At 58.6% G+C, this 24,714-nt stretch carries 14 protein-coding genes and 1 tRNA gene; 4 read left to right on the top strand and 11 right to left on the bottom strand.

The features are described 5' to 3' along the window. Positions 1 to 610: 610 nt before the first annotated feature. Positions 611 to 700: transfer RNA gene (locus ACHMWQ_RS02195), tRNA-Ser, on the top strand. 126 nt (positions 701 to 826) lie between these two features. Here ACHMWQ_RS02195 and ACHMWQ_RS02190 read toward each other — a convergent pair. Further along, positions 827 to 1,519 carry a DUF6998 domain-containing protein gene (locus ACHMWQ_RS02190; RefSeq protein WP_396306244.1) on the bottom strand — a complete coding sequence of 231 codons (693 nt, stop codon included), beginning with the start codon at positions 1,517 to 1,519 and terminating at the stop codon, positions 827 to 829. Positions 1,520 to 1,631: 112 nt separating this feature from the next. Between ACHMWQ_RS02190 and ACHMWQ_RS02185 the strand changes: the two genes are divergently transcribed. Next, a complete protein-coding gene (locus ACHMWQ_RS02185; protein ID WP_396306243.1) occupies positions 1,632 to 1,859 on the top strand; it encodes a hypothetical protein in 228 nt (75 codons plus the stop codon). Between the two features lie 68 nt (positions 1,860 to 1,927). Here ACHMWQ_RS02185 and ACHMWQ_RS02180 read toward each other — a convergent pair whose 3' ends face one another. Then, a complete protein-coding gene (locus ACHMWQ_RS02180; RefSeq protein WP_396306242.1) occupies positions 1,928 to 3,166 on the bottom strand; it encodes a PD-(D/E)XK nuclease family protein in 1,239 nt (412 codons plus the stop codon). Between the two features lie 154 nt (positions 3,167 to 3,320). Between ACHMWQ_RS02180 and ACHMWQ_RS02175 the strand changes: the two genes are divergently transcribed. Then, entirely contained in the window at positions 3,321 to 4,313 is a 993-nt protein-coding gene (locus ACHMWQ_RS02175) for a site-specific integrase (protein ID WP_396306241.1), read from the top strand. Between the two features lie 1,948 nt (positions 4,314 to 6,261). On the opposite strand, the gene ACHMWQ_RS02170 is transcribed toward ACHMWQ_RS02175, so the two are convergent. Next, positions 6,262 to 6,987 (bottom strand): hypothetical protein, encoded by a 726-nt coding sequence (locus ACHMWQ_RS02170; protein ID WP_396306240.1) that lies wholly within the window; start codon positions 6,985 to 6,987, stop codon positions 6,262 to 6,264. Between the two features lie 402 nt (positions 6,988 to 7,389). Here ACHMWQ_RS02170 and ACHMWQ_RS02165 point away from each other — a divergent pair, with 402 nt between their 5' ends. Further along, complete coding sequence (locus ACHMWQ_RS02165) at positions 7,390 to 7,989, top strand: DUF2939 domain-containing protein (protein ID WP_396306239.1); 600 nt, start codon at positions 7,390 to 7,392, stop codon at positions 7,987 to 7,989. Between the two features lie 293 nt (positions 7,990 to 8,282). On the opposite strand, the gene ACHMWQ_RS02160 is transcribed toward ACHMWQ_RS02165, so the two are convergent. The 8 genes from ACHMWQ_RS02160 to ACHMWQ_RS02125 form a co-directional block, all read right to left on the bottom strand. Next, complete coding sequence (locus ACHMWQ_RS02160) at positions 8,283 to 9,404, bottom strand: hypothetical protein (RefSeq protein ID WP_396306238.1); 1,122 nt, start codon at positions 9,402 to 9,404, stop codon at positions 8,283 to 8,285. A gap of 378 nt (positions 9,405 to 9,782) precedes the next feature. Then, entirely contained in the window at positions 9,783 to 12,572 is a 2,790-nt protein-coding gene (locus tag ACHMWQ_RS02155; RefSeq protein ID WP_396306237.1) for a UvrD-helicase domain-containing protein, read from the bottom strand. Between the two features lie 434 nt (positions 12,573 to 13,006). Next, positions 13,007 to 15,985, bottom strand: a complete 2,979-nt coding sequence (locus ACHMWQ_RS02150) for a DEAD/DEAH box helicase (RefSeq protein WP_396306236.1) — start codon at positions 15,983 to 15,985, stop codon at positions 13,007 to 13,009. Further along, positions 15,985 to 17,376, bottom strand: a complete 1,392-nt coding sequence (locus ACHMWQ_RS02145; protein ID WP_396306235.1) for an EH signature domain-containing protein — start codon at positions 17,374 to 17,376, stop codon at positions 15,985 to 15,987. The genes ACHMWQ_RS02150 and ACHMWQ_RS02145 overlap by 1 nt, the downstream gene beginning before the upstream one ends. Continuing rightward, a complete protein-coding gene (locus tag ACHMWQ_RS02140; protein WP_396306234.1) occupies positions 17,366 to 18,265 on the bottom strand; it encodes a flagellar motor protein MotB in 900 nt (299 codons plus the stop codon). The genes ACHMWQ_RS02145 and ACHMWQ_RS02140 overlap by 11 nt, the downstream gene beginning before the upstream one ends. 4 nt (positions 18,266 to 18,269) lie before the next feature. Next, positions 18,270 to 20,339 carry an anti-phage ZorAB system protein ZorA gene (gene zorA / locus ACHMWQ_RS02135; RefSeq protein ID WP_396306233.1) on the bottom strand — a complete coding sequence of 690 codons (2,070 nt, stop codon included), beginning with the start codon at positions 20,337 to 20,339 and terminating at the stop codon, positions 18,270 to 18,272. Positions 20,340 to 20,726: 387 nt separating this feature from the next. After that, a complete protein-coding gene (locus ACHMWQ_RS02130; RefSeq protein WP_396306232.1) occupies positions 20,727 to 24,185 on the bottom strand; it encodes a DEAD/DEAH box helicase family protein in 3,459 nt (1,152 codons plus the stop codon). 3 nt (positions 24,186 to 24,188) lie between these two features. Further along, on the bottom strand, positions 24,189 to 24,713 hold the full coding sequence (locus ACHMWQ_RS02125; RefSeq protein ID WP_396306231.1) for a hypothetical protein: 525 nt from the start codon (positions 24,711 to 24,713) through the stop codon (positions 24,189 to 24,191). Position 24,714 lies beyond the last annotated feature (1 nt).

The following is a 24,714-nucleotide window of genomic DNA, read 5'->3' as shown; positions in this document are numbered from 1 at the left end:
GGCCGCCCCGCCGGACGCGTGTGCCCTCGTCGATGGGTGCGCCGGTGTTCTGCTGCCGTTTTGAGATGAAGCCGGCCACTTCGCGGGATAGGGGCTGGGCCCCTGGCACGGGTGATGGGCTGGGCAGATTTGCGGTGTCGGGGGGCTGAGTCTTCCCTCCCGAGCCCAATTCCATGCCGGCCCCGTCTGCCGCGGCAGCTTGGTTGCCCACAGCGGCACACAGACAGTCCGTTTGCTCTCCCGTTTGCGGCCCCCCCCTCATCTGCCGTCCGCCAGCCACCTGCTTTTAGCTCTCCGAGCCAGGCCCAAGCCCAAGCCAAGCCCACGGACCGACTGTCCCTCGCTACCTGCGACCCGCTTCTACTACACGCAAGCTGCTTCTGCCACCTTTCCCGGGCCTTTGCCGTCTGGCCAAGTCCCGGCGCCGAGTTTCCATCCGGCGGCCCACGTGCCTCTGTCCGGCCGCGATTGCCGGGGTCGGTGTCAAAGCTGGGCGGGGGCCGGGTGCCGAGAGGGCAATGATCCACAAGGCGTTGGAAAGGTAGCGAAGGGGCTTGTCATCGTCCGAGGACCCATGTATCAGGCCAATCGCGCTAGACAGCGCCACCGCGGAGAGGTGGCAGAGTGGTCGATTGCACCGCACTCGAAATGCGGCATACTCGCAAGGGTATCGGGAGTTCGAATCTCCCCCTCTCCGCCATTAACTTCATGAAATCGCTGGGATTTTAGTCGATCACCGACGGGCCGAGCGGCTGTTGAAGTTTGTCCGGCTCGACGGATTTCGAGTAGGGCCACGACCTAGGCACTCGGCCGAGAAAACCAGCTGTTAGAGGCTGCTTCGTGCGTTGAGCGTGCGAATGACGTCCGCACCGAGCTGCTGCGTGTTCTTCAGTCCGCCCTTGGAGTTGAACAGATCCACCCCAATCTCCGTCGCGATCGGTTTCAGCAATGTCTTCACTGCCTCCGGCACGGTCTTGCCCTGGCGATAGATCCGGATCGCACCGCTTTCATATTGAACGATTTCGAGATCGGCGACGGATGCCTGAGCGGTGATCTCCAGGTCCTCGACGGGTCTCTGCTCCTGCTTGCCGCGTGAGATCGGATAGACGAGCTTACCGCCCTGTGTGCGCAAGAGCGGCTTGGCGTCCTGGACTGAGGTGTCGAGCAACTCCTCAACCGAGACACCCTTCTCGTCATCGACATTCACCCGCAGCACCATGATCCGGTCGACGTAGTGGAACGTGTTCTGATTGAAGCTGACGTGGGTCGAGGTCGTGATGGTCTTGACCGAGATCCGTTCGTTGACGGCCGAGACGACATCGTATCCGTGTTGGTTGGTATCCAGCGCCATTTGTCCGCGCGTGATCATGGCGGCGTAGAGTTCGCCGATCCGTCCGGTCAGATGGTTGAGTTCGCCAGGACTCACACCCCAGCTGATCTCCTTCTCGAACCACGACAAGGCTTCAGCGAGGGACTGGATGATCTGAACCTGGGTCAGGGTCGGCTTGTCGGAGTTCATGGCTCTCGTTCTGCAGGTGGACCGCGAGGACCAGTCCTTGGCACCCCTCCAACCCCGTCCTAGCACGATCGGAGGCGCACCGGCAGTCGGTGCGCAACCGGAGAGTGCTAGAATGTATGCCCTGCTGCTCAGCGTATTTGTTTTCGGCGAGAAGCCCCCCAAGGTTGTCATGATGCCGTTCGTGATGACTAACGAGCGCTGTGAGGCGATGCGTGCCGAGCAGCGAGATTCGATGGAAGCTGGCATGTCGATCACGACGATCTGCTACCCGCTCGATGTCGACAAAGTGGAGTCGCTCCAGTTCAGCGCTGGCGCCGTTCTAAAGGGTATCGGCGACTGAGACGTGCTGAGGCTCCGGTATCCATGTTGGTTCCCGAAGCATTTTCTGAAGAGGGTTGTCTTGTTGGCTCAGCTAGTTAGCTCGGATTCCGCACTCGCCGATGTGGTGCGGTCCATGCGAGATAGTATGGGATCGAAATGCTGAAAGACGTTGGCGGAGAAAGCGCTGAGGGCAGATATGACTAACTCGATGGAGACCTCAACATCGATTTCATCGTTTTCTTTGCTTTTGAAAATTTCGCTTTTTGCCAAGCACATCCACTCCCTCCCAGGGCGCGAAGTGGGCCTGTGAAGGCGTGCACCCTCTACTGCACTCCAGTATCTCTCTCGATCATTCGACTGGCCCGGTCCGAGATATAGATAGGCTACCAGTTTTGTGCCTTCTCGTTTGAGTTCGAGCAGGATCAGTCGTTTGGTTTCGGTCCACTGAGCGCTTCTAAATCCTGGCAGTTCGTCCCATGGTTTGAACCCAAAACGAAGAACGTTAGTCTGATCGAAGTCGGGCGCCATGCCGCGATTAGGCCCGCTGATACGCTCGGCAATGTCCTGCCGCCGATCACGCAGGGATGCGAATAAGTTGCCCACGGCATCCGGTCGGTTGTCCGCTAAAAATGCCAGAGCTTCCCCGTGTCGAGACCATAGCTTACGAGCCAGATTGTCCAACCTGTCGTCTTCCAAGTGATGCCTCCTGAGCATTCTGAGATATGATTCAAGGAGCGGTGCAGCTGTGGAGACGCCGACGCTGCTCTTGTTCAATCCCTCTAGTTCCGCCGCCACAGCAGACAGAGCTAGCGGTGACCAGTGATCGCCGTCCTCGGGCTCTTCATCCCGTTTCGACAGGAAGACAGATATGTGTCTCCAGCCCTCGTCTTTTGGCCAGGCTTCCTCGATGATTTTTCGATAGCGCTTCAGTTGCTCATTGCCTTGCGAAGCGTCGATCTTCAGCTCGATTGGAATAACAAGTTTTGCTGATGAGAGAATGATGAGCAGATCGATGTTGCGCCATTCTCTCCGCACCTCGGCATCTTGAAGGTCCAGCAGATGGACATCCAGCGGCCTCAGCGCCTCGGTGTGAGCTGGGATCGTAGCGTGACGGGCAACAGCCATCAAAAAACATCTCAATATTCGGGTCTCGAACCCGTGAGGACGAAATGGATCCAGCAAATAGGCCAGCAGATTTCCGTGTCGTATCTCCGCCCTTACCATTCCCATCGCCTCGAACGGGCAGAAGCAGTTGAATTCAGCCTCAAGCTGCTGAAAGTCGCTGTCTTCTAATACAAGCCGCTCAATCTGCTTCTCAATTTCCATATCGGCCCCCCGCTTAGGCGTTGCCAATTGGACAATGTGCAAACCGAGGTTGCAAGTCCATCTGGGGCGTTGAGTTGCCGATTTTCGCTGCCGACCTCCTTGGTCTCTAGCCAGGGGCGTCCTACGCAATGTGCTCAATGACCAGGAGCACAGCGTGGCGACGATCCGGAAACTCAGAGGCAGATGGCAGGCGCAGGTGCGCAGGCGTGGGACCAAGCCCCGCGCCAAGAGCTTCGACACGAAGACCGAGGCCGAAGCCTGGGCTCGAGCTCTGGAAGCCGAGGTCGACAAGCACGGCACAGCGCCAGACACGAAGATCCTCGAGTCCACCACACTCGGGGATCTGCTGAAGCGCTACCGCGAAGAGGTCTCTCCGACCAAGCGTGGTGCGCCGCAGGAGATCCAGCGCATTGGCGTCATGGAGCGCCATGAGATCGCCTATCGGACGCTGGTAGGTCTCTCTCCGTCTGACATCTCGTCGTTCCGGGATGAGCGCCTTGCCTCGGTCAGTCCCGCGACGACCCTCCGGGAGATGGCGATCCTCTCACACGTCATTGAGGTCGCGATCCGGGACTGGGGATATCCGCTCGGTCGCAACGTCGCCAAGCTAGTGCGTCGACCGAGCGTCAAGAACGAGCGCAAGCGTCGTCTGCAGAACGACGAAGAGCAGCGCCTGCTGCTCGCCTGCGATGGGGGTAAGACGCCCTATCTCAAGACGCTGCTGATCCTTTCCATCGAGACAGGTATGCGTCGTGGTGAGCTTCTGGGACTCGCCTGGAGCGATCTCTCACACAATCGCCGCGTCATCACGCTGGACGTGACCAAGAACGGTGAGAGTCGTGAGGTTCCACTGTCCCAGCGTGCGTTCGACGCGCTGGTCAGATGGAAGGGCAGCGCCAGTCCGGATGAGCCGCGCATCTTTCCGATGTCGCCGGGATCGCTGGAGCAGGCATGGCGGCGTCTGCTGGTCAGGGCCGGGATCGAGGCACTCCGTTTCCATGACCTTCGCCACGAGGGCGTCAGCAGGTTGTTCGAGCTCGGTTTGAACGTCATCGAAGTCTCGACCATCAGCGGTCATAAGGAGCTCCGGATGCTTCGCCGTTACTCGCACCTCTCTGCCGACAACCTCGTGGCGCGACTGGGGTAGGGAGGCGAAGTCCTAGAAGGCTGCAAGGGACTCGATGGGGATGCGTCGGGGCGCCGCGAGCTCCGGCGGTCCTAACCTCCTATGTCGAGGTCGCACACCTCGCACCTATAACGAGTATGGAAAGTTTACATTCAACCGATGTGGCGACAACATAATGTAAACTTAGCGGCCGGAAATGCGGCTCACGAGGGCCAAATCACCATCCGGATCAGTCTCGGATGACAACTAAACAGCCCAGAATTGCCTGAAACGTAACAACAAGTTTACCTTTTGTTGACACTTCGGAGCCGATTTCGCGTTTTTTCGAAAACTGTCAACCTTAGCACCTCTATGAGGAATGCTCAGGGATCGCCAGGGAAGCTTGCTAGCGCGAACCGCAGCACTCAGGGCAGCGACGCACGTCTCACAAGAAGAACGCACTCAGCGACTCTTAGAATGCATCCCTCACAAACGCAGACCCAGCCAGAGCCAATAGCTATTCCCAGAAAGACCGGAGACGAGCAGTTCCGGAAGGGTTAGCCGACAGGGGAGATGAACCTATCACTGAGAGGAATACGCAGAGAGACGGATAGCGAGAGATAGTGGGAAATATCGAGGAAGGAGGTAGGTGGCCGCGTCGCGGAAATCCAAACTCATCCACGGTCACCTGAAACCTCCTTCAAGATCCATCGGCGCTTCAAGGCTGCCATAGCCCTGCCGTCCAACTGCGTTTCCAAGTTGCTCCTGCTCCACATCAGTCGCATTTCTGTGGCTGCAGACATGGCACCGAACCTGCTAAGGGCGAATGTCCGGCTTCACCGCAAGCCGGCTCGTCCTTATTTTGGCTTCAGGGAACGGGGTGGCTTCACCTATGACCGGAACAGAGCCAGAGAACACAGACGTAGCTTCGCGTCCGGATCTCAGTTCCCTTGTTCATTCCCGTCCGTTCGGTGTCTCTTACTTACTTTCTTAATAAATGTTTAAGAAAGAACGTAAGTAAGAGACACCGGAAGGCAGGGAACGCAGATTTGGGATGAAGGCTTCCGGAAGCTCGTAGTGGATGGGTCGCTTCAATGTCACCGGAAAGGAGCATCGGACGAAAGCGGGTCATATAGGTCTCTGATAGAGCGCTTCCATTCCAGCATTGAATTCCGACAACGTATGTTGTGATTTTTCACTATCTGGACCATTGGCGCAGCATGCGCTCGGCCACTTGCGGCGACTTCCCCGACAGAACGAGTCGAAGCACAGGGAAGCTCACCGGCGCGATCCTTTCCACGGGAGCGATCTGACGTCGTTTATTGCGTGATTGCGCGCCCTGGCGCTCCCCTGCTCAACCGGCGAGTATCACGATCTCGCTCACCTGGACAACATGCGCATGGGCGCATGCAGGCCGGAGGGGCCACTCAGGTTCCTGACTATCCCGTTGACCTCGGGAATAGAACCCGACCCCTGCAGGGTCGTCTGCTATACTATGCTCGTCATCGCTCCCCTGCGGGAGCACATAGCGGCATTGAGATAAACGGTCCGGCGAAAACGAGACGTCGACTAAGAGGGTCCGCACCCGAACGGGATATCGTTTCAAGCGCTCCCCTGTGATGAGCAGGACGCCTTGAGGGGGTTGCACCAGCAGTCAGTCGACTGCGAACGCGCAAAAAGAAGGAAGCTCTGCGAAGCCGCATCTTCCTCTCGCTGGTTTGTAGTCGGCACGAAGCAAACCAGTGAGGCGTCGAGCTTGTCTCGACGACCGTGTGGCCCTTGAGGGCCGAGAACGGAGCCGCATGCAGGTCAATGGACACCACCTGTTTCGAACTGACATTCGTAAGGCTCTTCGCCAGCTTCGATGGAAGCTTTTCTCTCCTGTAGGTTGTCAGCAATAACGCTGATGAATCTCGGGGGAGAAAGCGTCTCTGGAAGCTTGAAAGAAAATCGGATCCTTACATTCGCAAATATGTCCTTCAGACGAATGCTATGTGTCGAGGCGCCTCAACAGATTCTTCGCCGCATTGAAGGACCAGGTTTTGCCACGTGCGGAAGGAACACCGGCATCGTTCAGCGCTTTGGCGAGAACTGAGGGTGTCATTGTGCCGTTGGAAGAGAGTGTGCTGCGGAGCGACTCAACAAAGACGGAGAGATCCGATGCTCTCTTTTCTGCGTATAGCTCAACTGCGCGCACGGCGCGTTTTTGATTCTGCGTTGGTGGCGATTGCCGTTCCTTGGTGCTCGCTGAGATGCCAGCACGAATTGAGCCCGTTCGAAGCAGCGCAGCTGATTTTGCCTCTAAGTAGATCAGGCTCCGGTCAGCGTTCGAAAGCTCATTCCAGGTCTTCAGCGTCATGGCGTCAATCACCGGAACTGACAATCCATCGAGCCTTGAAGCGATGTCAGCTATGAGCTCGGGATTAGTCCGGCGCAATAGCTCGCCGATACCGCCTAGAACAAGCGCACCGTTCGATTGCTGAGCCATTCCGACTGCCTTCCGGAAGTTGGGAAGCAAGTCGAAAGCCTTTTTTCGTGTGGTGGCGTAGTCGAATTGAATGCTACCAATTGGATCTCTCGACGAAGTCTGTTGATATCTTGAGATTGCCAGCAGTTGAGCGCGCACGACAGGCAGCGAAAAAACCTCATCGGGCGATTTGGGACGCCTATTCGTGTAGGCGAAGACATATCTCACGAAGCCTTCGGGCTCGGCCATTGAATTTCTGCAACCTATGTTGTGATTTTTCAGTCTCCTTCAGCGGATAACATGATTCGCAGTCGGCGTCGTCCCGGTGCGGAATGCGTAAGAATCCGGGAGCAATTGGTAGAGCTGATGTTTATTCCGTCGAGCACGACGATCGGAGATCGCTTACCGTGACTTAGGGCTGGCTCGGTGCTCCAGATGCTGTTCCGGTAGCTGCAATGGCGCTGGTGCTCGCCGGCGAGCTCCCCTGACTCGGCAATCGACATTCCAACTAGTCTAGAGAGCAACGACGGAGGCATTTTGGCCTGTTGGTATGGAGCGTGCCAAACTGACAGTATTTGGAAACTAAAATTCTGGAACGAATACGGGGCTCGCTGGGAGCCGGATGTTGAAGCTACAGGGCGGGGGCTCTCTATGAAGAAGATGATTGTTGTCGGTGCCGTGGCTGCGGCGCTGCTCTACGTGGCGTCGCCATATTTCGCGATATGGTCGATCTACCATTCCGCGACCACCGGCGATGCCCTGGCGCTCGACGAAAAGATCGATTGGCTCACAGTTCGCGCGGGTCTTAAGGAGCAGCTGGGAGCTGCCATGGTCGCGGGGGCGGTCAAGAATGCCAAGGAGGATCAATTCGCAGCAGGACTAATGGCTCTCGCCGGTCCTGTCGTAATCGACCGCGCCATAGATACCTACGTCAATTCGCAAAACCTAGTTCAACTTATTCGTGACGACGAGAAGCGCAGAGCCGAGAGGCGCAAGATCGCAGCGCCCACGATTAATATCAAAGTTGAAGATCAGACGCTCGCGAACGATCACTTCCCTCAGAAGGACCTCAGCCTGAACACCGATTCGATCACCTATGCGTTCTTCACTTCGCCAACTAGGTTTCGTCTGTCGATTGGTGACAAAGATAAGGGCGTCCTCAATGTCCTGATGCGATTTAGCCCTGGAGGCTGGGAGGTGTATCGCATAGGGCTTCCTGATGAACTGATGAAAGAATTTGGTTCAAAGTAAGCGGCGACTCGGGGGGGGGGGGGGCGTCATTGATCTCGATAGTGCGCACCAACTACGGCAGGTCGCGCAGAGGTGTCGCCGACCAAGCGCGGTTCTGGACGCTGTTCCGTTGGTATCTATTCATCGACGCCAGCCAGTGAGTTCTGCTGAGTCGGCGATTCCATCCTTTAGTCGAGCGGGAACTCGCTCGTCCGGTGTGGCGACAGGCTCCGATGGCGCTGGTGCTCGCTAGCGAGCACCCCTGCGTCGGCAATCGCTGTCCGATGCAGCACCGACCGCCAGAGCGACGTGCATCAGGCTCGAATTCGTTCGATGACCCGCTGGAGTTCCTTGAGGTAGCGCTCGCGTCTGCCTTGATCATCGAGCGCCGAGATCGGAATGCGGATGTCGCCATTCAGCGAGCTAAGAGAAAACTCGAGACCGGTCGCCCTGAGCGCGTCTACCAGATGCTGGCGATCGGCCTCCTCTGCGTATTTAGGCGATGAGGCCAAATACGCCAGCGAGGTCGCAACCTTGCCATTGCCGGTCAGCAGGAGGGGATAGCGCCGTGCTTCACCTTCCAGGACAGACCAGCCGATTGATGGAGTCTGCGCGGCCGTGATGAAGAGTTCCAGCCCCTGAGCTTCAGCCCACGCTCGAATTGTGTCCGCTATGGCCTCTGAAGCCACGCCATGCCGCTGCCGATAGGTCGAGAACCATTCGTCTAGAGAGGGGGCGACCAGACTTCGGCCGGCGGTGACCTTCTGATCATCATTCTGGAGCTGGCCGAGAATGCTCGTGGCGAGAACCTGCCCGCTCTTGCCGACGTGCTGCCGCACCTCAACCGCATAGACCTCAGCGGTCCGCAGCTGCCTGGCGAGGAACTCGACGATCCGAAGAAGCTCCGGCGGCATTTCATCCACGAGGAATATCATCCGGATTCGACCCGAGCGGAGGTTTTCTTCAAGCAGTGACCAGAAGCTCTCGGCATCAGTCTCCTCGCCGAGCACCATCCGGAGTGCCTCGCCGGAATCCTCTGATAGGCTTGCATGCGTTCTGGCGAACGCGTCCCGAAGTTCGCCGATTGACCAGTAGGACGGGCCGTTAGCGGCATAGTCGAACATCTGGCCGACCACTTCGCGGCGGCTGCGCGTATCGCGACTGCGCTTCACCTCGACGAGCGTCGGTATGGCGTCTTGATCGACATACAGATGATCGAGCGACCAGCGCCGATCGGAGACTGCGCCATCGGGGACAGGCACCTCTCTCTGGATCAAAGCCCAGCGACGGGGCTCCTGGTCCCGGTATTGGCCGCCCAGGATGGCGGGATGCTCTGCGAGAAGCCGCTGGATGTGGTCCTCGTTGTCATAGGGCTGGGGCGTCATTTCGCTGAGCGATCCGTCGCCGCCGATATGGAACAGGTATGATTGGGACACGTCTCACTACCCCGCAGCGCGCTCGTTCGATCTACTGATCACCTGGATCAGCCTATGCGCAGGTGTCGGCGGCGTTCAGCTGCCCCGTAGATGCGCAATCACTGGTAGAGCAGGCCGCCAGCGTTGCGGTCAATCGCACAGGTGGCTTCGATGCGGCCGCCGATTTTTGATCTATATCGCGCGCAGCCCCACGACACGCACCTCTCGATCGATGGCCGCCGCGTCCGGAGCAGGGATCAAATCGCCTACGGTGAGTTATGGCTGGTTCGGCGTTCCGGGTGCTGTCCGATAGCTGCGATGGCGCTGGTGCTCGCCACTGAGCTTCCCTGACTCGGCAATCGGCATGTGGTGCCGGACGTTGGTTCATAGCGCGACGATCTACTGGATCTCCCGCGCCTTCCCCTCGCATTTTGGAAAACGCACACAACTGTAGAAATCCCCATAGCGGCCGTTTCTCTTCACCAACCAACCACTTTCGCAAGCGGGACAGGCTGGCTGATCCCCCGAACACGAGCTGCAATGGTTTTTGCCATCAGATCGGACCGGGAGGCCGGCCTGGCATTGGGGACAGGTCGGAAGCATGTTCCCGCAGTGAGAGACGTGCTCGCATCGATAAAACGCCTTCCCGGCCTGCGATCGCGCTGATAGTAGTCGCCCGTTACATTCCGGGCATATTTCGGGTCGTCCCTCGGTCGATATTGCCGGGGAAAGCCCGTATTCGGGGTTCTCCAGGAGTTCCTGAACGAAGGCCGATGGCCGAGCTTCAGAGGCCATTATCGTCAGCGTCGACCGCGCTCGGGTCATCGCGACATACATAACCCGTCGCTCCTCAGCGTTTTCAAACGGCTCCGCCTCTGGCGACACTAGGCTCAGCAATGGATCATCGGCAATCTCGGAGGGAAAGCCGGTGCGACCTGCATCGGTTCGCAGAAGGATGACGTGATCGGCCTCCAACCCTTTGGAGGCATGGATCGTTTTGAAATCCAGGCGCAACTGAGGGAACCGCTGCTTCAGTGCAAGAAGGCCGGGGTCAACGTGACGATAGCGGCCAAGCAATAAAACGCTGGTCTGACGATCTCTGGGCGCCGGAAGTGCGGAAAGTTCAACTAAAGCCTCATGGAGCTTTGCGTCTCCAGTGTCCTTCCGGGTCCATACCACTCGAATAGCCGGTTCCATTGCGGTGCCGGCAGGCACGACAGTCTTTGTAATCTGAGCGGGATTCTTCAGGATAAAAGCCCGCGCCGCCAAAGCAATTTTGTCGACTGATCGGAAGGTTCGTCCCAAATCTACGGTTCGGTGGACACCAGTTTCTGGACCAAAGCAGCCGCCGAACTCCTCGCCGAAATTGCGCATTATGTGAATGTCCGATCCAGCGAAGCGATAGATCGACTGCCAGTCGTCCCCAACGGCAAATATCCGGGCATCCTCATGCTGAGACTTAAGCGCCTTGATCAGTTTCGCGCGGCTCTGTGAGATATCCTGGAACTCGTCGACGAGTATGTGCCGATACGGACTCTTGAACTGGCCCTGCTCCGCGTATCTCGCTGCTCGTAGGATCATATCTTCAAAATCAATCCGGTCCCTCATATGGCTTTGATATTCGCGATAGACCGGATCGAAGACGTGCAGGAAGGCCTCAGCGCGGACCCCGAGTTTGAGCTTCTGGGCTTTTTGCGAGCAGCTTTCGAGATCGTATCCGCCACCCTTGAACTGCCGTAGAAAAGTGCCCAGCAGACGCGAGAAACTATCGATCTGCCCAAGGCTGGCGACGCGATCGTAGATTTCCTCTCCCGGGCGCGGGTTGAGGGTCACATAGGGCGCCAGCTTCTCTGCGAGGGCCTCGAGTAGGCGCCCCTCTTGGCGCTCATAGCTGTAGGTCTCGATCAGAATGGTCTGGTTCTCGGCATGGACCTGGCGCTTCCACGTCATGCCGGCGATGTATTCATCTCGGTCAACGAACGGCGCCGTGACGAGGCGCTCTACCCCATCGGCACCGCGATCGCGCCGCACGCCGAAATGCTCAAGATAGACGCCACTTTCGATCAGCCGGAAATCCGGCGTGTAGATCCTGCGGCCACCCGTCTCAACTTTATGCTCATAGCTGGGTTCATACTCATAAGCGATGCCGTTCTGAAACAGCCAATTCGCGATCGTCAGCTCTTCATAGCTTTTGACCTGCTCTCCTTGCAGGGTGCGAAGGTCTAGCTTCTCGACCTGCTGATACCAGGCATGCTTAGTAGCGAAATCCCATTCGTCCTTCGGCTCAACCAAGAACTCAGTGAACCATCGAATTATCGCCCGGGAGACTTCGGAGAGCCGCTTAACCAGATAGCGCAGTATTTGCCGGATCAGGTCAAGAAAAGCCACGTCATCCGTCGCATGCCCCGCCAGGGCAGGCTTTGCGCCCTCGACAGCTCCGATAATTTCATAGGCCAGCGCATGAAATGTTCGGGCTTCGATCGGGATGCCGCAGCGGGCCTCGATACGCTCGGACATTTCTGCCGCTGCGGCTTTGGCAAAGGCCAGCAGGAGGATCTCTTCTGCAGGACGAATTCCTGCCGTCAGAAGATAGGCGGCCTTGGCCGTGATTACACTGGTTTTGCCCGACCCTGCACCGGCTAGGACCAGTGTTGCATCCTCGTCCACGACGATCGACAGCCGTTGCTCGGGCGTCAGCGGCTTGCTCTCGATCGTGTCAAAGAACTCTTTCCAGCGCTCCAGTTCCGCTGGCACGAAAGCAGAGATCGCCGAATTTCTAAAGGCCACTGGTTGCTCGACAAAGCTACGGAGTGCCGCGATCTGTGCTGCCCTGTTTTCGTCGATGACCGAAGACAAGAGTGTGCGTGAAAGCCGCTCTTCAAGCGCGGTCGCGCGCCCCAGCACAGAGGCCAAGCGACAAGCGGAGGGATACATAGCCGGAGCCTGCCAGCCACGGACTTCTCCAACAAGGCGCTCGATCTGCGGCCATTCTCGATCTAGTTGATCAAGGTGATGGCGACGCCAGGCGGTCGCTGCAGCTCGATTAAACAGGGCGGCCTCAACCTTTGGGGCTCCCTTCAGCTTGATTGTCGTCGAACCATCCGTCGAAATAACAACGGTCGATGCCAGAAGGCCTTTCCTTAGCTCAGCAGGTTTGTGGAGATTGAGATACTTAGTGGCTTCGCTCAAGCGGCCGTCTACGGCGATCCCGGTAGCATCTAAACTGAAGCTTTGGGCGCTGCTCCCCATCTGAAGAGACAGTAAGCGGAGAAGAAACTGAGAATTTAACTGCATCGCCGAGATCTTGGGCCGATTCGCATTGGGAGCTAACGCTCTGGTCCATCAGGAAGGTCACTCTAAGAGGCTGTCTCACAACGAAGCAATCGGCAGTTGTCGGCTTGAAGCAGTTCAGCCGTGTCTCGGAATATGAAACGGCCTGACATCGCTTACGGTGGTTCAGTGCAGGCTCTGCGGCCCAGATGCCGTTCCGTAGCTGCAATAGAGCTGGTGCTTGCCAGCGAGCTTCCCCGACTTGGCAATGACTATGGGGTTTCGCGCGCTGTCCGTGGTGGCTTGAGAAGCTCAATCGTTGCGGGCTAGGAGGACCGACGTCTTCGGAGCGTTCAATCAATTGCACCAGAGAACAGCTCGGCTACATCTCCATCCGCCACCGGGGGGGCGAGCATGTCCCGCGAGAGCGTTCGCTTGCGATCGAGAAGTGCGTCGAGCTTTTTGTCGAAGGACGCATCCCCTAGTGCCGGATGAACAGCAATCGGGACATGGATCGTGACCGGCCTGAACTGCCCAATTCGATATACGCGGTCGTTGCATTGATCCTCAACCGCCGGGTTCCACCACCGGCTCAGGTGAATGACGTGATTGGCGGCTGTGATCGTCAGGCCGACGCCAGCGGCTTTTGGCGACAGAATCAGGACCGCAAAGCCTTTCGGTAGAGATTGAAATTTTTCAACCACAGCCTGACGTTTGTCGCCGGCCAGGGCTCCATTGATGATGTCGGGTTCCCGGTCCAGCCCGAGCTCGGCAGCTACGACCGACGCAAAAGCAGCTTGGACGGCACGATCCTCGATAAATACCAGCGACTTTTCTCCCGAGCGCTGGATTTCAGTGAGGATGTCGAGTGTCATCCCAACCCGCGCTGACTGACCGATCCATCGCTTTCTGGACTGGGCATCATATACGTCGACACCGACGTTTCCGTGCGGGTGAAGGGAGATGCCGCGCAATGCATGAATGGCCTTGAGCATCGCGCCCATGGAGCGATCGCCATCCTTCGCCGAGGCGACCGCACGCGCATAGGCAGCGGATTGCTCTGGTGGCATTGAGACCGGATAGGTCTTGAAGGTCTTAGACGGCAACCCCTCGAGAATATCCTGTTTCATCCGTCGCAGCATGATAGGCGGATGGGACGCGGTCGGCTGGTCCAGCTTGGCTTTCAAGGCCTTCAGAGGCTCTGCCGATTCCGTAACATACGTCTTGGAGAACTCGCGCAGGCCCCCAAGATATCCGGGGCCGACCCGATCCAATATGCACCACAGATCTTCGAGGCGATTTTCTATCGGCGTGCCCGTCATGCCAATCACGAAGTCGACGTTCAGCGTCTTGATCGCGGTGGTATTAAGTGTGTCGGGTGCTTTCACCTTCTGCATTTCGTCGAAGACCCCTATAGAATAGGGCACGCGAGCGAACACGCGATGATAGGTCGCCAACGTCTCGTAGGTTGTCAGGATCCAGTCGGCGTCCCGTAGGATCTCGATGTCCAGCGCGTCCTCCGGCGTCCAATCTGCTCCACCCTTGGTCTTCAAGCGGGAGAGGCCGGGGCCGAATGCCTTGAGGCACTCGCCGAGGCACCCATCCAGGAGATGCAAGTTGGCCTCTGCCTCCCAGTTCAGCAGCAGGGCCGTGGGTGCAACGACGATGACTGGGCCTTCAAAGGGACGCCCGCGCCTGCCCGCAGCCTTCTGGTTGGATCTGAACCAGGCCAGGAAACAGAGCGCCTGGAAGGTCTTGCCGAGCCCCATGTCGTCGGCCAGAAGCACGCCCGGCATCCCGGAAGCCCATGAGCGGACTAGCCAGGCAAATCCTTCTTCCTGATGTGGTTTTGGCCGATTGGACTGCAACAGATCGGTTGGAAGGTTTTCGAAAAGGGGGACTTTGCGTGGTGTGATCGTGGCAGAAAATCCGGAGCCTTCAATGTGATCGTCAATCAGAAGGACGTCTGTGTCCTTCGACTTGGGCGTATCCGAGTCCGCCAAATCGGATGGATTGGGAAGAGCTTCCACAGCGGGCTTACTTGGTTCGTGGAACCCTTGAAGGCTTTCAAGCGCGTCGATAGCCTCCGCAACGGGAATAGGCTGGTCCTTGAATTCAACGGTTTCTGCGAATCGATAGGTAGCCTCTTCGACACGCGTCTTGAGCGTCTCCACATCGTCAGGCGTCAGATCGAACTGGCGGTCGCCGATCGCAAGCGCAAATCTCTCCGGTAGCCATCCTGTGCTGTGCTTTGTCAGCCAGCTTAGACTCGGCTTCTCCCATCGACCCAAGCCGATCACACGCGAGGAATATTGCTGCGTCTCGACGAACACCGAACTTGTTGGGTCGGCCGCTTCCCCCAACTCCCGATCCAGGAATGCGCGCGGATTGGCAATGAAGCTGCGCCGCTCGGCCGGAGGGGCGTTTTGCGCCGCCTTCACGACATCCAGGGCGACCTGCAATTCTGGCTCGATCAGAACGAACGCATTGCGGCCAAGAGGGATGGCTGGCCGCGTCTTGCCGCGCTGGCGATTGAATTCGGCCAGGAAGGCGCGCTGCATCTCGGGCACGAGCAAGGCATCGGCTTCGTTGTCGGGGCGTCGATCTGAGGGCTCTGACAGTTCGCCATTGTTGGATTCGGGCGAGTCGGCTTCGTCGGCGAGGGACTGGCGCATTGCGCGCGCCATCAGCACTGGCGTGATCTGCGGGCCGCCTGCCGACTCACGCACGTCGAGCGCAAAGGCGCCGGCTTGAAAGATACGAAGGTTCTGCAATGTCTTGTCGGTTGTGACCGTCTGGCCGGTGACGGTCTCAAGGACATGCTGGACGCCTAGCCAGGGGCCAATTCTTGCCTCTCCTGGTTGGCCGTGACTTGCGTTGTATTGCTGGACCGCCTCGAGGAGCGCGAAGATTGGCGCCGCCAGGCGCCCCGTCTCGCCGCCGATGTTGGCGAACGGACCGATGATGTCTGGCGTCGTGCGACGCATGTTGCGATCTTGCCAGACGAAACGGATCAAGCCGTCTGGGCTCTCGACCCGGCCTTCGATGGTTAGCATCAAGGTCAATGACGCCAAGGGAGGAACAGCAAGATGATCAGCGACCGAAGCCGGCATCGCGACGATGCTCGCGGAATCTACCGCCAGTCCTGCGTCTCCGGGCCGTGCATGCCCCTCGTCAACGAGCCGCCTCAAATAGCGGATGGCAGAAAGTGACGTTTCGTCAGTCGAGCGCCATTCAGCGAAAGGCAGCGGCCTGCTACGAAACATTGATCGTTCCGAAAGCTTGATTGTTGCACCAGACAACGTAGGTTGCGTGACGAAGGTTTGGGCCATCAAGGTCTCCCGTAGTCTGATCGTGTGATCCTGATGCCAGTCATTTCATGAAGCCGCTTGGCGACTCTATCCTGCCACTTGCCTACGTGCATAAGGCTCAGGAGCGATTCTGTTTCGAAATTTCCCGGACCTTTGTGGATGCTAATACGGTCTGCTTCATAAGAACGCTCGAATAGTTTCGGTGCTTTCGGGTCTGATGCATCGGACCAAATATTGCACTTGCCGTTGTGGCTCCAATCGGCAACCACGCCGTTGCCAATACGCAGAAGAAGGACCGCATGCCCAGATTCGATCTGGCGTCGTCCAGATGCGAGCGTTGCAAATTCTGCGGTTGTTCCGAAAGCCTCTCGCGCCAGTTGCCTTCCTTCGGGGCCGAACGCGACCCAGGCGCCGTCGACTAGGTTCTTTTCGAATGCGCTTTCCCAGAACGCTCGGCGATCCCGCCACATTCGGTCGTTCGCAGTAAGGTCCACAATGTCGAAGAACTGACGAAGCGATAGCTCGGTAAGCCAGCGCTGGACGATTTCGCGCAACGGGTTCGGCACGAAGGCCCAGTTGCCCGGTTTGAGACGCGGATCGCCGAGAAGCGTCAGAACGACTTTGAGAAAGGCGTCGCGAATGGCCTTGTTGATGTTCTGTTGCAGGAACGGCCGCAGCAGGGCCTCGATGAGGTTTGGCCGCAAGTCATCATAGATCGACTTGCCTTCGCTGGTCATTGCGTATCGTTGAATACGCGCCAGGCGCGTCATATGGTCGATATCCCGCTCTGTCGACAGCCGGTCGAGCAGCGCTCGTGTAACCGCCTTTGCATAACCGGACTGAGCGTTGATCGCGCTGAGGCCGGCATCTTTGAGAATCTCGGGTGCGGGCTTGTCTTGTGCGATCACGGCATCGGCTAAGCGCTGCGGGCCGACTTCAAGATCAAAAAGACGGAATCTCTGATGCAGTGTGCCCCACGGACCTCCCCATTTCTGCGAGAGAGTTGATAGCGTGTCGGCAGTCTCAAGGCGGCTCGGCATATCGCTGGCAAAGGATGCCATGAAGGAGGTCGCCAGTGTTCGGAACGGTCGGTCACTATCCGCATTGCTGAATTGACGAAGGAGCGCAGAGACCTGTTCTGGATTCTCGGTCAGGGCAGGTGTCGTTGACCATAGGCACCAAGCGGCATGTTTCAGTTGCCGATTGGTCAGCGACGCGCCCGTGGCAAGTTCGCTCCGAAGATGGGTGGCAATCTGGTCATAGTCGTTCGCAGGACGTCGCTCAATGCTATTGCCGCTCTGCTCCAGACGACTGGCCAACTGCGCCAGTGGAGTGACGGCTGATGTCGGGCTTGGCGATATGGCAAGCCATTGGACAAGGCCCTTGCAAGCATTGTGAAGGCTATTTGACATCGGCGGTATCGATAGCAGAGCGCAGATTCTGCAGCTGTCCTTCCATCTCGTCGGTCAACTCCAGAACTTCTTGCAGCCGTTTCCCGCCATCGACCTCCATCACAAAGCGCAGATCGATCCGGCGATTGCTGGCATAGGCAACCGTGTTCGTTTCGTCGATTACGGGTCGGGTCGACGCGTAGCCGGATACTGAGATGATCTCGCGTTGGGCGCGATTGGTGAGCGTGCGCAACACGGGCTCGGAGGCCGTGATCTGGCGATAGGTATTCACGGCTCGCTCCGTAGAAAGCTGCCAATTAGCTTCGTCAGCGCCGGTTACATCAGTGTGCCCTTCGATAAATACCGTCTCGACCGAAGTTGCGTCGGGATCTGTTGCGCAGGTGACATTCTGGGTCGGAACGCATGACGCGTATGCGGGAAGCACTTCCCGGAGCACCAGGGCAATCTTGCGCACATTTGCCGACGCGGGACCGGTCAGCGCAGCGCTACTTGCCGGGAAGCGAACCGCGTCCTCCGTCAGTCGCAGAACGCCGTTGGCAAGATCAATCTGAACGTCGAGGCCCTGGGCTGCGAGACGCGCGCGGATCTGCTGAAGTAAGGCAGATCGGACCTGATCCGATTTGTTGATCTGCTGCAGTTCGGCGCGCACTTGTTCCTTGAGAGAGCCAAGACGTTCCGCCACCAATTCGGCCTGCCGGCGAGCCTGTTCGAGACGTTCGATTTGTTCGACAGAGACGTCGGTCTTCTGTTTGAAATTCAGCGCGAACACCATCAGCATGATGATGAAGATAAACAGGATGCCGACCATCATATCGGTCATCGAGACGAAATAGTTCTCGTCTTCTTCGCTATGGTGATCTTGTCCTGGGCTGTCATCGATAAACGCCATCGCATCACTCCGCTGCGACGCGTGTCATGGTTTTAGCGAGCGTTTCCACGCTGTCGGCTATGGCATCGGTATTCTGTTCAAGGCCATCAAGGAGCGGGCGAAGGCTATCCATCACCTTGGCCAAGTCGGCATTCATATCTTTCGCATATCGGCCCAGTGTGGCCGCTTGTGCCTCGGTCGCGCTGCCCAGCTCCCGGACGGCGCTTCCCAACGCTTCATCGACCTTGTCAAATTGGGATCGGTAATTCTCCCAGATCGCCATCAGTTCTTGCGACTGGCTCGCCAGGGAACCGGCGAGAGCAGTTGTTGCGGCGCTCCCACTTTCCAGACTGGTGGTGGCGCGATCGATGGACACTCCCATCTGCTCCGACGCGCGCGCGATACGATCGCTAGATTGCAGAAGCGGGCCGCTGGCTGCACGAACATCGGTCGCCGTCTGGCCAAACGAGGTGGCGACCTGACGGGTCTGCTCGGCTGCATTACTGATTGCTTGCGCCTGCCCGGATAGGGCTGCCTCGCCGGAGCGCATCGCGACAGCAAATCGCTCCACCTCCGTGGCTACTCTTGAGAGCGCCTCGGCAATGCCGGTTTCTAGCGCCTTGGCGGCTTCTGTTGATGCGGCCGAGATGCTTGCAACCGCCGCGTTCTGTGCATCGGCGACCTTACTGCGTGTCTCGTCCAGGTTGGCTGCGTTGGATGCGCCAAAGTCTGCCATGCTGGTCATGAGCGAACCGACTTGGCCTTCTAGGCGCTGCATGACCCGGCCCATCGCGTCCTCGACCTTTGCCGACGCTCCGGAGGCGGCCGTGCTGAGATCTGAGTCCAGCTTGCTATTGGCGCGATCGAAGGTCTCGCGAAGCGCGTTGGCGGCTTCTGTCATGCGGATGGCGAATTCTTCGCCAGTTCCGTGCAAACCCTTCTGAGTCGTTTCCAGAGTGGACTGCATGCGAGCCAGCGTCTCGCCCAATTGCTTTAGTTCGGTTCCCGCACTTCCCTGAACGGATGACGAGAACCGATCGAGCAGTTCGCCAACGCCACTCTCGCTGCGGTTTGCCATGGTTAGCATCGCATCGCTGATGCTCTGCGTCATCGGCTCGATTGCTCCGGCGAAGGCCGTGCCGATCTGGGGAGACAACTGCTCGCCCATGCGGGAAAAGAAGCGGTCGCTGTTGATTTCCTTGAGCTGGGTGGCTTGTTCCTTGGCGGTCTCGTTCATCTCAACAGCGATCGACTGAGGCGCGGTATATCGAAGCTGCTTCTCGACGCGATCGCAGAATCGAACGAAGCTCGATTCGATGCCGACCACGAGGACCTTGAAGAGAAGGGCCAGCAGAATCGACATGCCGAGGCCGGCGATCGACGTAACGAACTTGAACGAAGCGACCTCGAGGAGATCCGACATTGCCTTCATCATGGCAGGCGTGTCGTTATTGACCAGGGACGCTGTCGTTGCATTGCCTGCCTTTGACAGCGCCAAGACAATTCCCGTGAAGGTCAGCAACAGCCCGACCCCGACGAAGTAACCCGGGATGCTGGTGATCAGCTTGAGACCCGCTAGGCGTTCCCGGACAAGACCGTAGTTGATGAAGCTTTGGGGGCGGACGGTGTTGCCTATGACGCCACCACTATCAACGTCACCCTTGAGGAGCGTTTCATCGAACTCGCGCCACGCATGGCCGAGCAACGGATGTGCGATCAACCTCGGGTAAACGCTTGTTTCATACGCCCTTGCGAAGGAGGGGCGATCCCCATAGGCATCGAATGCTCGGCCCACCCGCCGAAGTGAAAATCGTATTGCAAATGCGTGAAGGAGCGCGAAAGCGAGGAATAGGCCCGCGCCAAATGAAACTAGCAGCCCTGCTAGAGAAAAGGCGAAGTCCGGCTTGCTTAGATTCTCCATAGCCTCGGATGGGACATGCTCGCCCTGCAGCACGGGTGCCAAGGCGGCTCCGATGCGACCAGCGATCAGACGAACATCCAATGGGGTTAGGATGTCGATCGCCGCCACCGTTGCCGCGACGATGATCCAAAAAATGATTGAGCGGAACGCTCCGCGCCAAAGAAACGTGCCCACTGCGCCCCCGCAAGTCACTTGGAATAGCCTCTCGGACATCCATAAGCCGATTGACCGGGGTTTGGGCGCGCGAGATTGCTCTGATGCTACATACTCGGCCTGTTCATTGGAAGCTGGGCGTTGCGGGGCACCTTACCAACAGCGGCTGTTCATAAGAATTCGCTCAGGCATTGGCGGGCTCACCCCACACCCTCCAAGCCGACCGTCCGATCCTGCCTGGCCGTCAGAAATCGTCTGCGGCGACTCAGGGCTGGCCCGGCATTCCGAGCTCTGTTCTTTAGCTCCAGCGGCATCCGCGTCTGCCAGTGAGCTCCCCTGAAGCGGTAATCGATACGTGGCGCTCTGGCGCTGGTGCAGATGTCGCGGGCGGTGTGTGCGACCGAACGATTACTTTCCCGCCTGGGCGAAGCTCGGCGCTGGAGTGTGGCTCACCAGTGCGCTGTCGTTGAGAGTGCGGATAGCCGATACCAGCTGCTTCACGTCGGCGAGCGGAAATACCGTCTCTGGACCGCTTGGCGCAACGTCGACAAAGGGGCTCTCGTATAGGAGGCCGGGATCCATGACGCCCTTCTCGGTCAGGTGCTCAATCACCATGTCAATGAATTCAATCTGATCCGATGTCGCGGTCGTGTCGGACAGAAGGCTGGAAAACGCCTCGGCCACGGCAGCCCGATTCAAGCCTACCAGCGAACGAACGAAGATTCCAAAGCCGTGAGCGACTTCGGTCGCTTTCTCGAAGTGCTTGGCGTCGCCGATTCCTGCAGCGAGAAGCATGGCCTGCAACTCGTCCATATCGGTCGCTGTCAGCGCTCTGCCGTGGCGCAGCTTTGCAATCGAGATATGGTCCTCGTGCGCGCGCAGGAAATGACGTGCCTTTCGCTTGAAGCGAGCAAAGTCAATCTCTCCCACCTGGGGCAATTCCAGCTCCTTGCCTTCGCCAAGTTCGTCGGCGAAGTTCGTGTAGACGATCGCCTTCTTCCGCTTCTCGATGTGATGAACCAGATTGCGCAGCCGGAGCCGGACCAGCTCCAGCAGCGGCACTGTGATCCCTTCCCACCAAACATCGGACAGCACGTCGAGGATCAGCGCATGCTGGGAGGCGATTGCGGGGATGGCCGTCTGCTCGTCCAGCGCCGAGGCGATATCCACCAGCTGCTTCTTCAGCTTGTCGAAACGCTTCGATCCCTTCAGCAGCGCTATCTCCAGATTGAACATCAACAGGTCGAAGCGCTTGGCCTCTTCCGGCTCGCTCTTCATCTCGTTCGGCAAGGGAGCGAGTTCGTCGATGAGCTCCCTACGCACGTCCTCGCTCAGCAAACCCCAGGCTTCCGGCGTCCGATACTTCTCAACCAGCGCACGCTTGCCGCGAATGATGAAGTTGTCGAGGTTCATCGTGGCGACATAGGTCTTCAGGAAGGCGAGCGCGCCGTCACGGATCGTTGTTTCGTCCGGCGGCACGTCGGGGCCCGCATCGAAGCCAGAACCCGCTTCCGCGACGCCTGGCGGCTTCTCCAAAGCCTCCTTCCCGTCCAGGGCCTGCACCAGATCGAACCGCGCGGCAAAGAGGCGTTCGGTGAGGGATTTTGCGTTCTGCCCTTCGTCAGGGGGCAGATTCTGGCGGAAGAATTCTAGGTTCTGGCAGTAGTCGAAAACGCGGAAGAATTCCTTGTCCTCGCCCGGGCCGAAGAGATCCGGGCAAAGGCGCGTGCCGCGACCGATGATCTGCCAGAACTTCGTCTTCGAACGGATAAGCTTGAAGAGGACGAGGTTGACGATCTCCGGCACGTCGATGCCGGTGTCGAGCATGTCAACGGAAATGGCGATGTGCGGGTTGCCGTCCTTCTTCGAGAAGTCGTCAATCAGGCTCTGCGCATAGGCAGTCTTGAAGGTGATGATGCGGGCGAAATGGCCGGCGAGCTGCGGATAAGCGATGTTGAACCGCTTCTCGATGAACTCGGCGTGTGCCTGGTTCTTGGCGAAGATGATGGTCTTGCCGAGGCGGTCGCCGCCCGCGACCTTCAACCCTTCCGTCATCACATGGGCCAACACCTTGTCGACGGTGTCGGCATTGAACAGCCATTTGTTGATCGCTTCGGCATCGACGCTGTCGGGCGGGTCGCCGTCCTCCTCGTCCCACTCCAGCATGTCCCACTCTTCCTTTTCCGCGTCGGAGAGCTCGTCGTAACGAATGCCCTCGCGCTGGAATTTGAGCGGAACGGAGACGGAATGCGGCGGCACCAGCCACTCATCCGCAATCGCCTTATCGAGAGAATAGGCGTCAGTCGGGACGCCGTCCTCAAGGTCGAAAAGCTCGTAGGTGTTGCGGTCGATCTCGTCTTTCGGCGTTGCGGTGAGGCCGACGAGCAGGCTGTCGAAATAGTCGAAGATGGCACCATAGCGCTGGTAGACCGACCGGTGCGCCTCGTCGATGATGATCAGGTCGAAGTGGCCGGCGCCAAAGCGCGCGCTGCCGCCTTGCCGCTCGTCGATCAGGTTCATCATCGTCGGATAGGTCGACAGGAACACGCGTCCTTCGCCCGACTTTTCCGTCACGAGGTTCACCGGCGACACGTCCGGCAGCTGGGCCTTGAAGGCTCGGGCAGCCTGGTTGACCAGCGCCACGCGGTCGGCAAGGAAAAGCACGCGCTTGACCCAGCCGGCGCGCATCAACAGATCTACCAGCGCAATCGAGACGCGCGTCTTGCCCGATCCCGTGGCCATGACGAGTAGGGTCTTGCGGCTCTTGTTCTTCTCGAAGGCCTCGGTCACGCGCCGAATGGAGCGATGCTGGTAGTCGCGTTCCACGATCTTCTTGTCGACCGGAAGGCCCCCGATCGCCTTTCGGCTTACTCGGCGCTGGATCAGCAGCTGCAGCTCGCTCTTCTTGTAGAAGCCGGAGATCTTGCGTTGAGGATAGGCTGCGTCGTCCCAGATCCAGTGGTCGTAGCCATTGGTGCAGAAGATGAGCGGCCGCTGGCCGAACTGCTTTTCCAGGCAGTCGGCATAGAGCTTGGCTTGCTGCTGGCCGGCGCGTGGGTCGCGCTTTGTCCGCTTGGCCTCGACCAGCGCCAGCGGCTTGTTGTCGTCGCCCCAGAGCACATAGTCGACAAAGCCCTTGCCCTCGGCGTTGGGCATGCCGTCGACCGGGAATTCGCGGTCGCGCGGCTGGTCGAGCTTCCAGCCAGCTTCCTTGAGCAACAGGTCAATATAGCGGTCTCGGGTCTCGGCTTCGGAATAGTCATGCGTATCCGGCCGCGCCTGATTCTCGCGGCGGATCCGGTCGCGCTCGGCGCGGGCCGCCTTCAGCTCTGCGTCGAGATCGCCCTTGGCGCGTAGCAGCTCGGCAAATGCCTTGTCCTTCGCCTCAGACTCCGCCTTCAGGCGCGTCAGCTCGGCAAAGGCCTTCCTGACCAGATCGTCTTTGCGGATCAGTTGCGCAGCGTCGAAGGCGAGACCGTCCGCTGGCGGGGCCTTGCCATAGGTGCGCGCCAGCCAGAAGCAGAGATGGAAGAGTTCGCGCACGGCATCGGTGGCGTCCTGAGCCGAGGTGTCGCGCGTCTCGTGCACGGCGCGATTGCCGATGCGGATGATCAGCTTGGCCTTGGTGAAGACCGCCTGGCCCGCACGCTCCTGAAAGCTCGGCTCGTGGATCAGCGCCGAGATCTTGTCTTCATAGGGAAAGTGCAGCCCGCTATCGTGTTTGTAGGCCCATTGCACGGCGAGCTCGACCGTGCGCCGGGCATAGAAGGCTGCCGTGCGCGGATCGCCGGAAACATAGCCCTCCGCCCGCTTCGCGTTGTCGAAGATCTCGGGAAATTCGGCAGCGAGAAAGGCGAAGTTGGACATTCATCAGCCCTGCAATCTGGGGAAGTGTTCCGCGAACGCCGCTCGGATCGGCTTCCACAGTTCCGGAGCGACGTCGTGGCGCCATTTGACAGTGTTGAGCACGGCGTAGCCAACGTCCTTGAGATCTCTGGCCAGCTGCTTTTCCATCGCGCCAACGATATCGCGCAACGGCAAGTGCTCAACCATCAGTAGTTTCCGCAGCACCTTATCCTCATGATTGAATTCGCCGGGTTTTTCAACCTCGGGATAGATCGGGCCGTGCGAGATGAGCTCGAACGAGCGACACTGCTCGGGCGGGATGCCCTTGTTCGTCAGATGTTTGCGAAGGGCGTTCTGGGTCTTGGCGGAGCCCAGATGCTGTCCCATGCGGATATAGGCAGGCGAGGCGTTCGGGCTCGAATTGTCGCCTGTGCGACCGACATAGACGAACTCTTCGCCGGACGGTCCGACAACGCGCCAGGCATAGAGCCAGAATCCGCGCCGGAGCATTTCGGGCGGCAGCGTGAGCTTGTAGGTGCCGATCGTCATG

The sequence above is a fragment of the Kaistia sp. UC242_56 genome, assembly GCF_044452255.1.
Taxonomy (GTDB): Bacteria; Pseudomonadota; Alphaproteobacteria; order Rhizobiales; family Kaistiaceae; genus Kaistia; species Kaistia defluvii_A.
The sequence above is the reverse complement of the archived record's forward strand: the minus strand, read 5'-3'. Positions and strand labels throughout refer to the sequence as shown.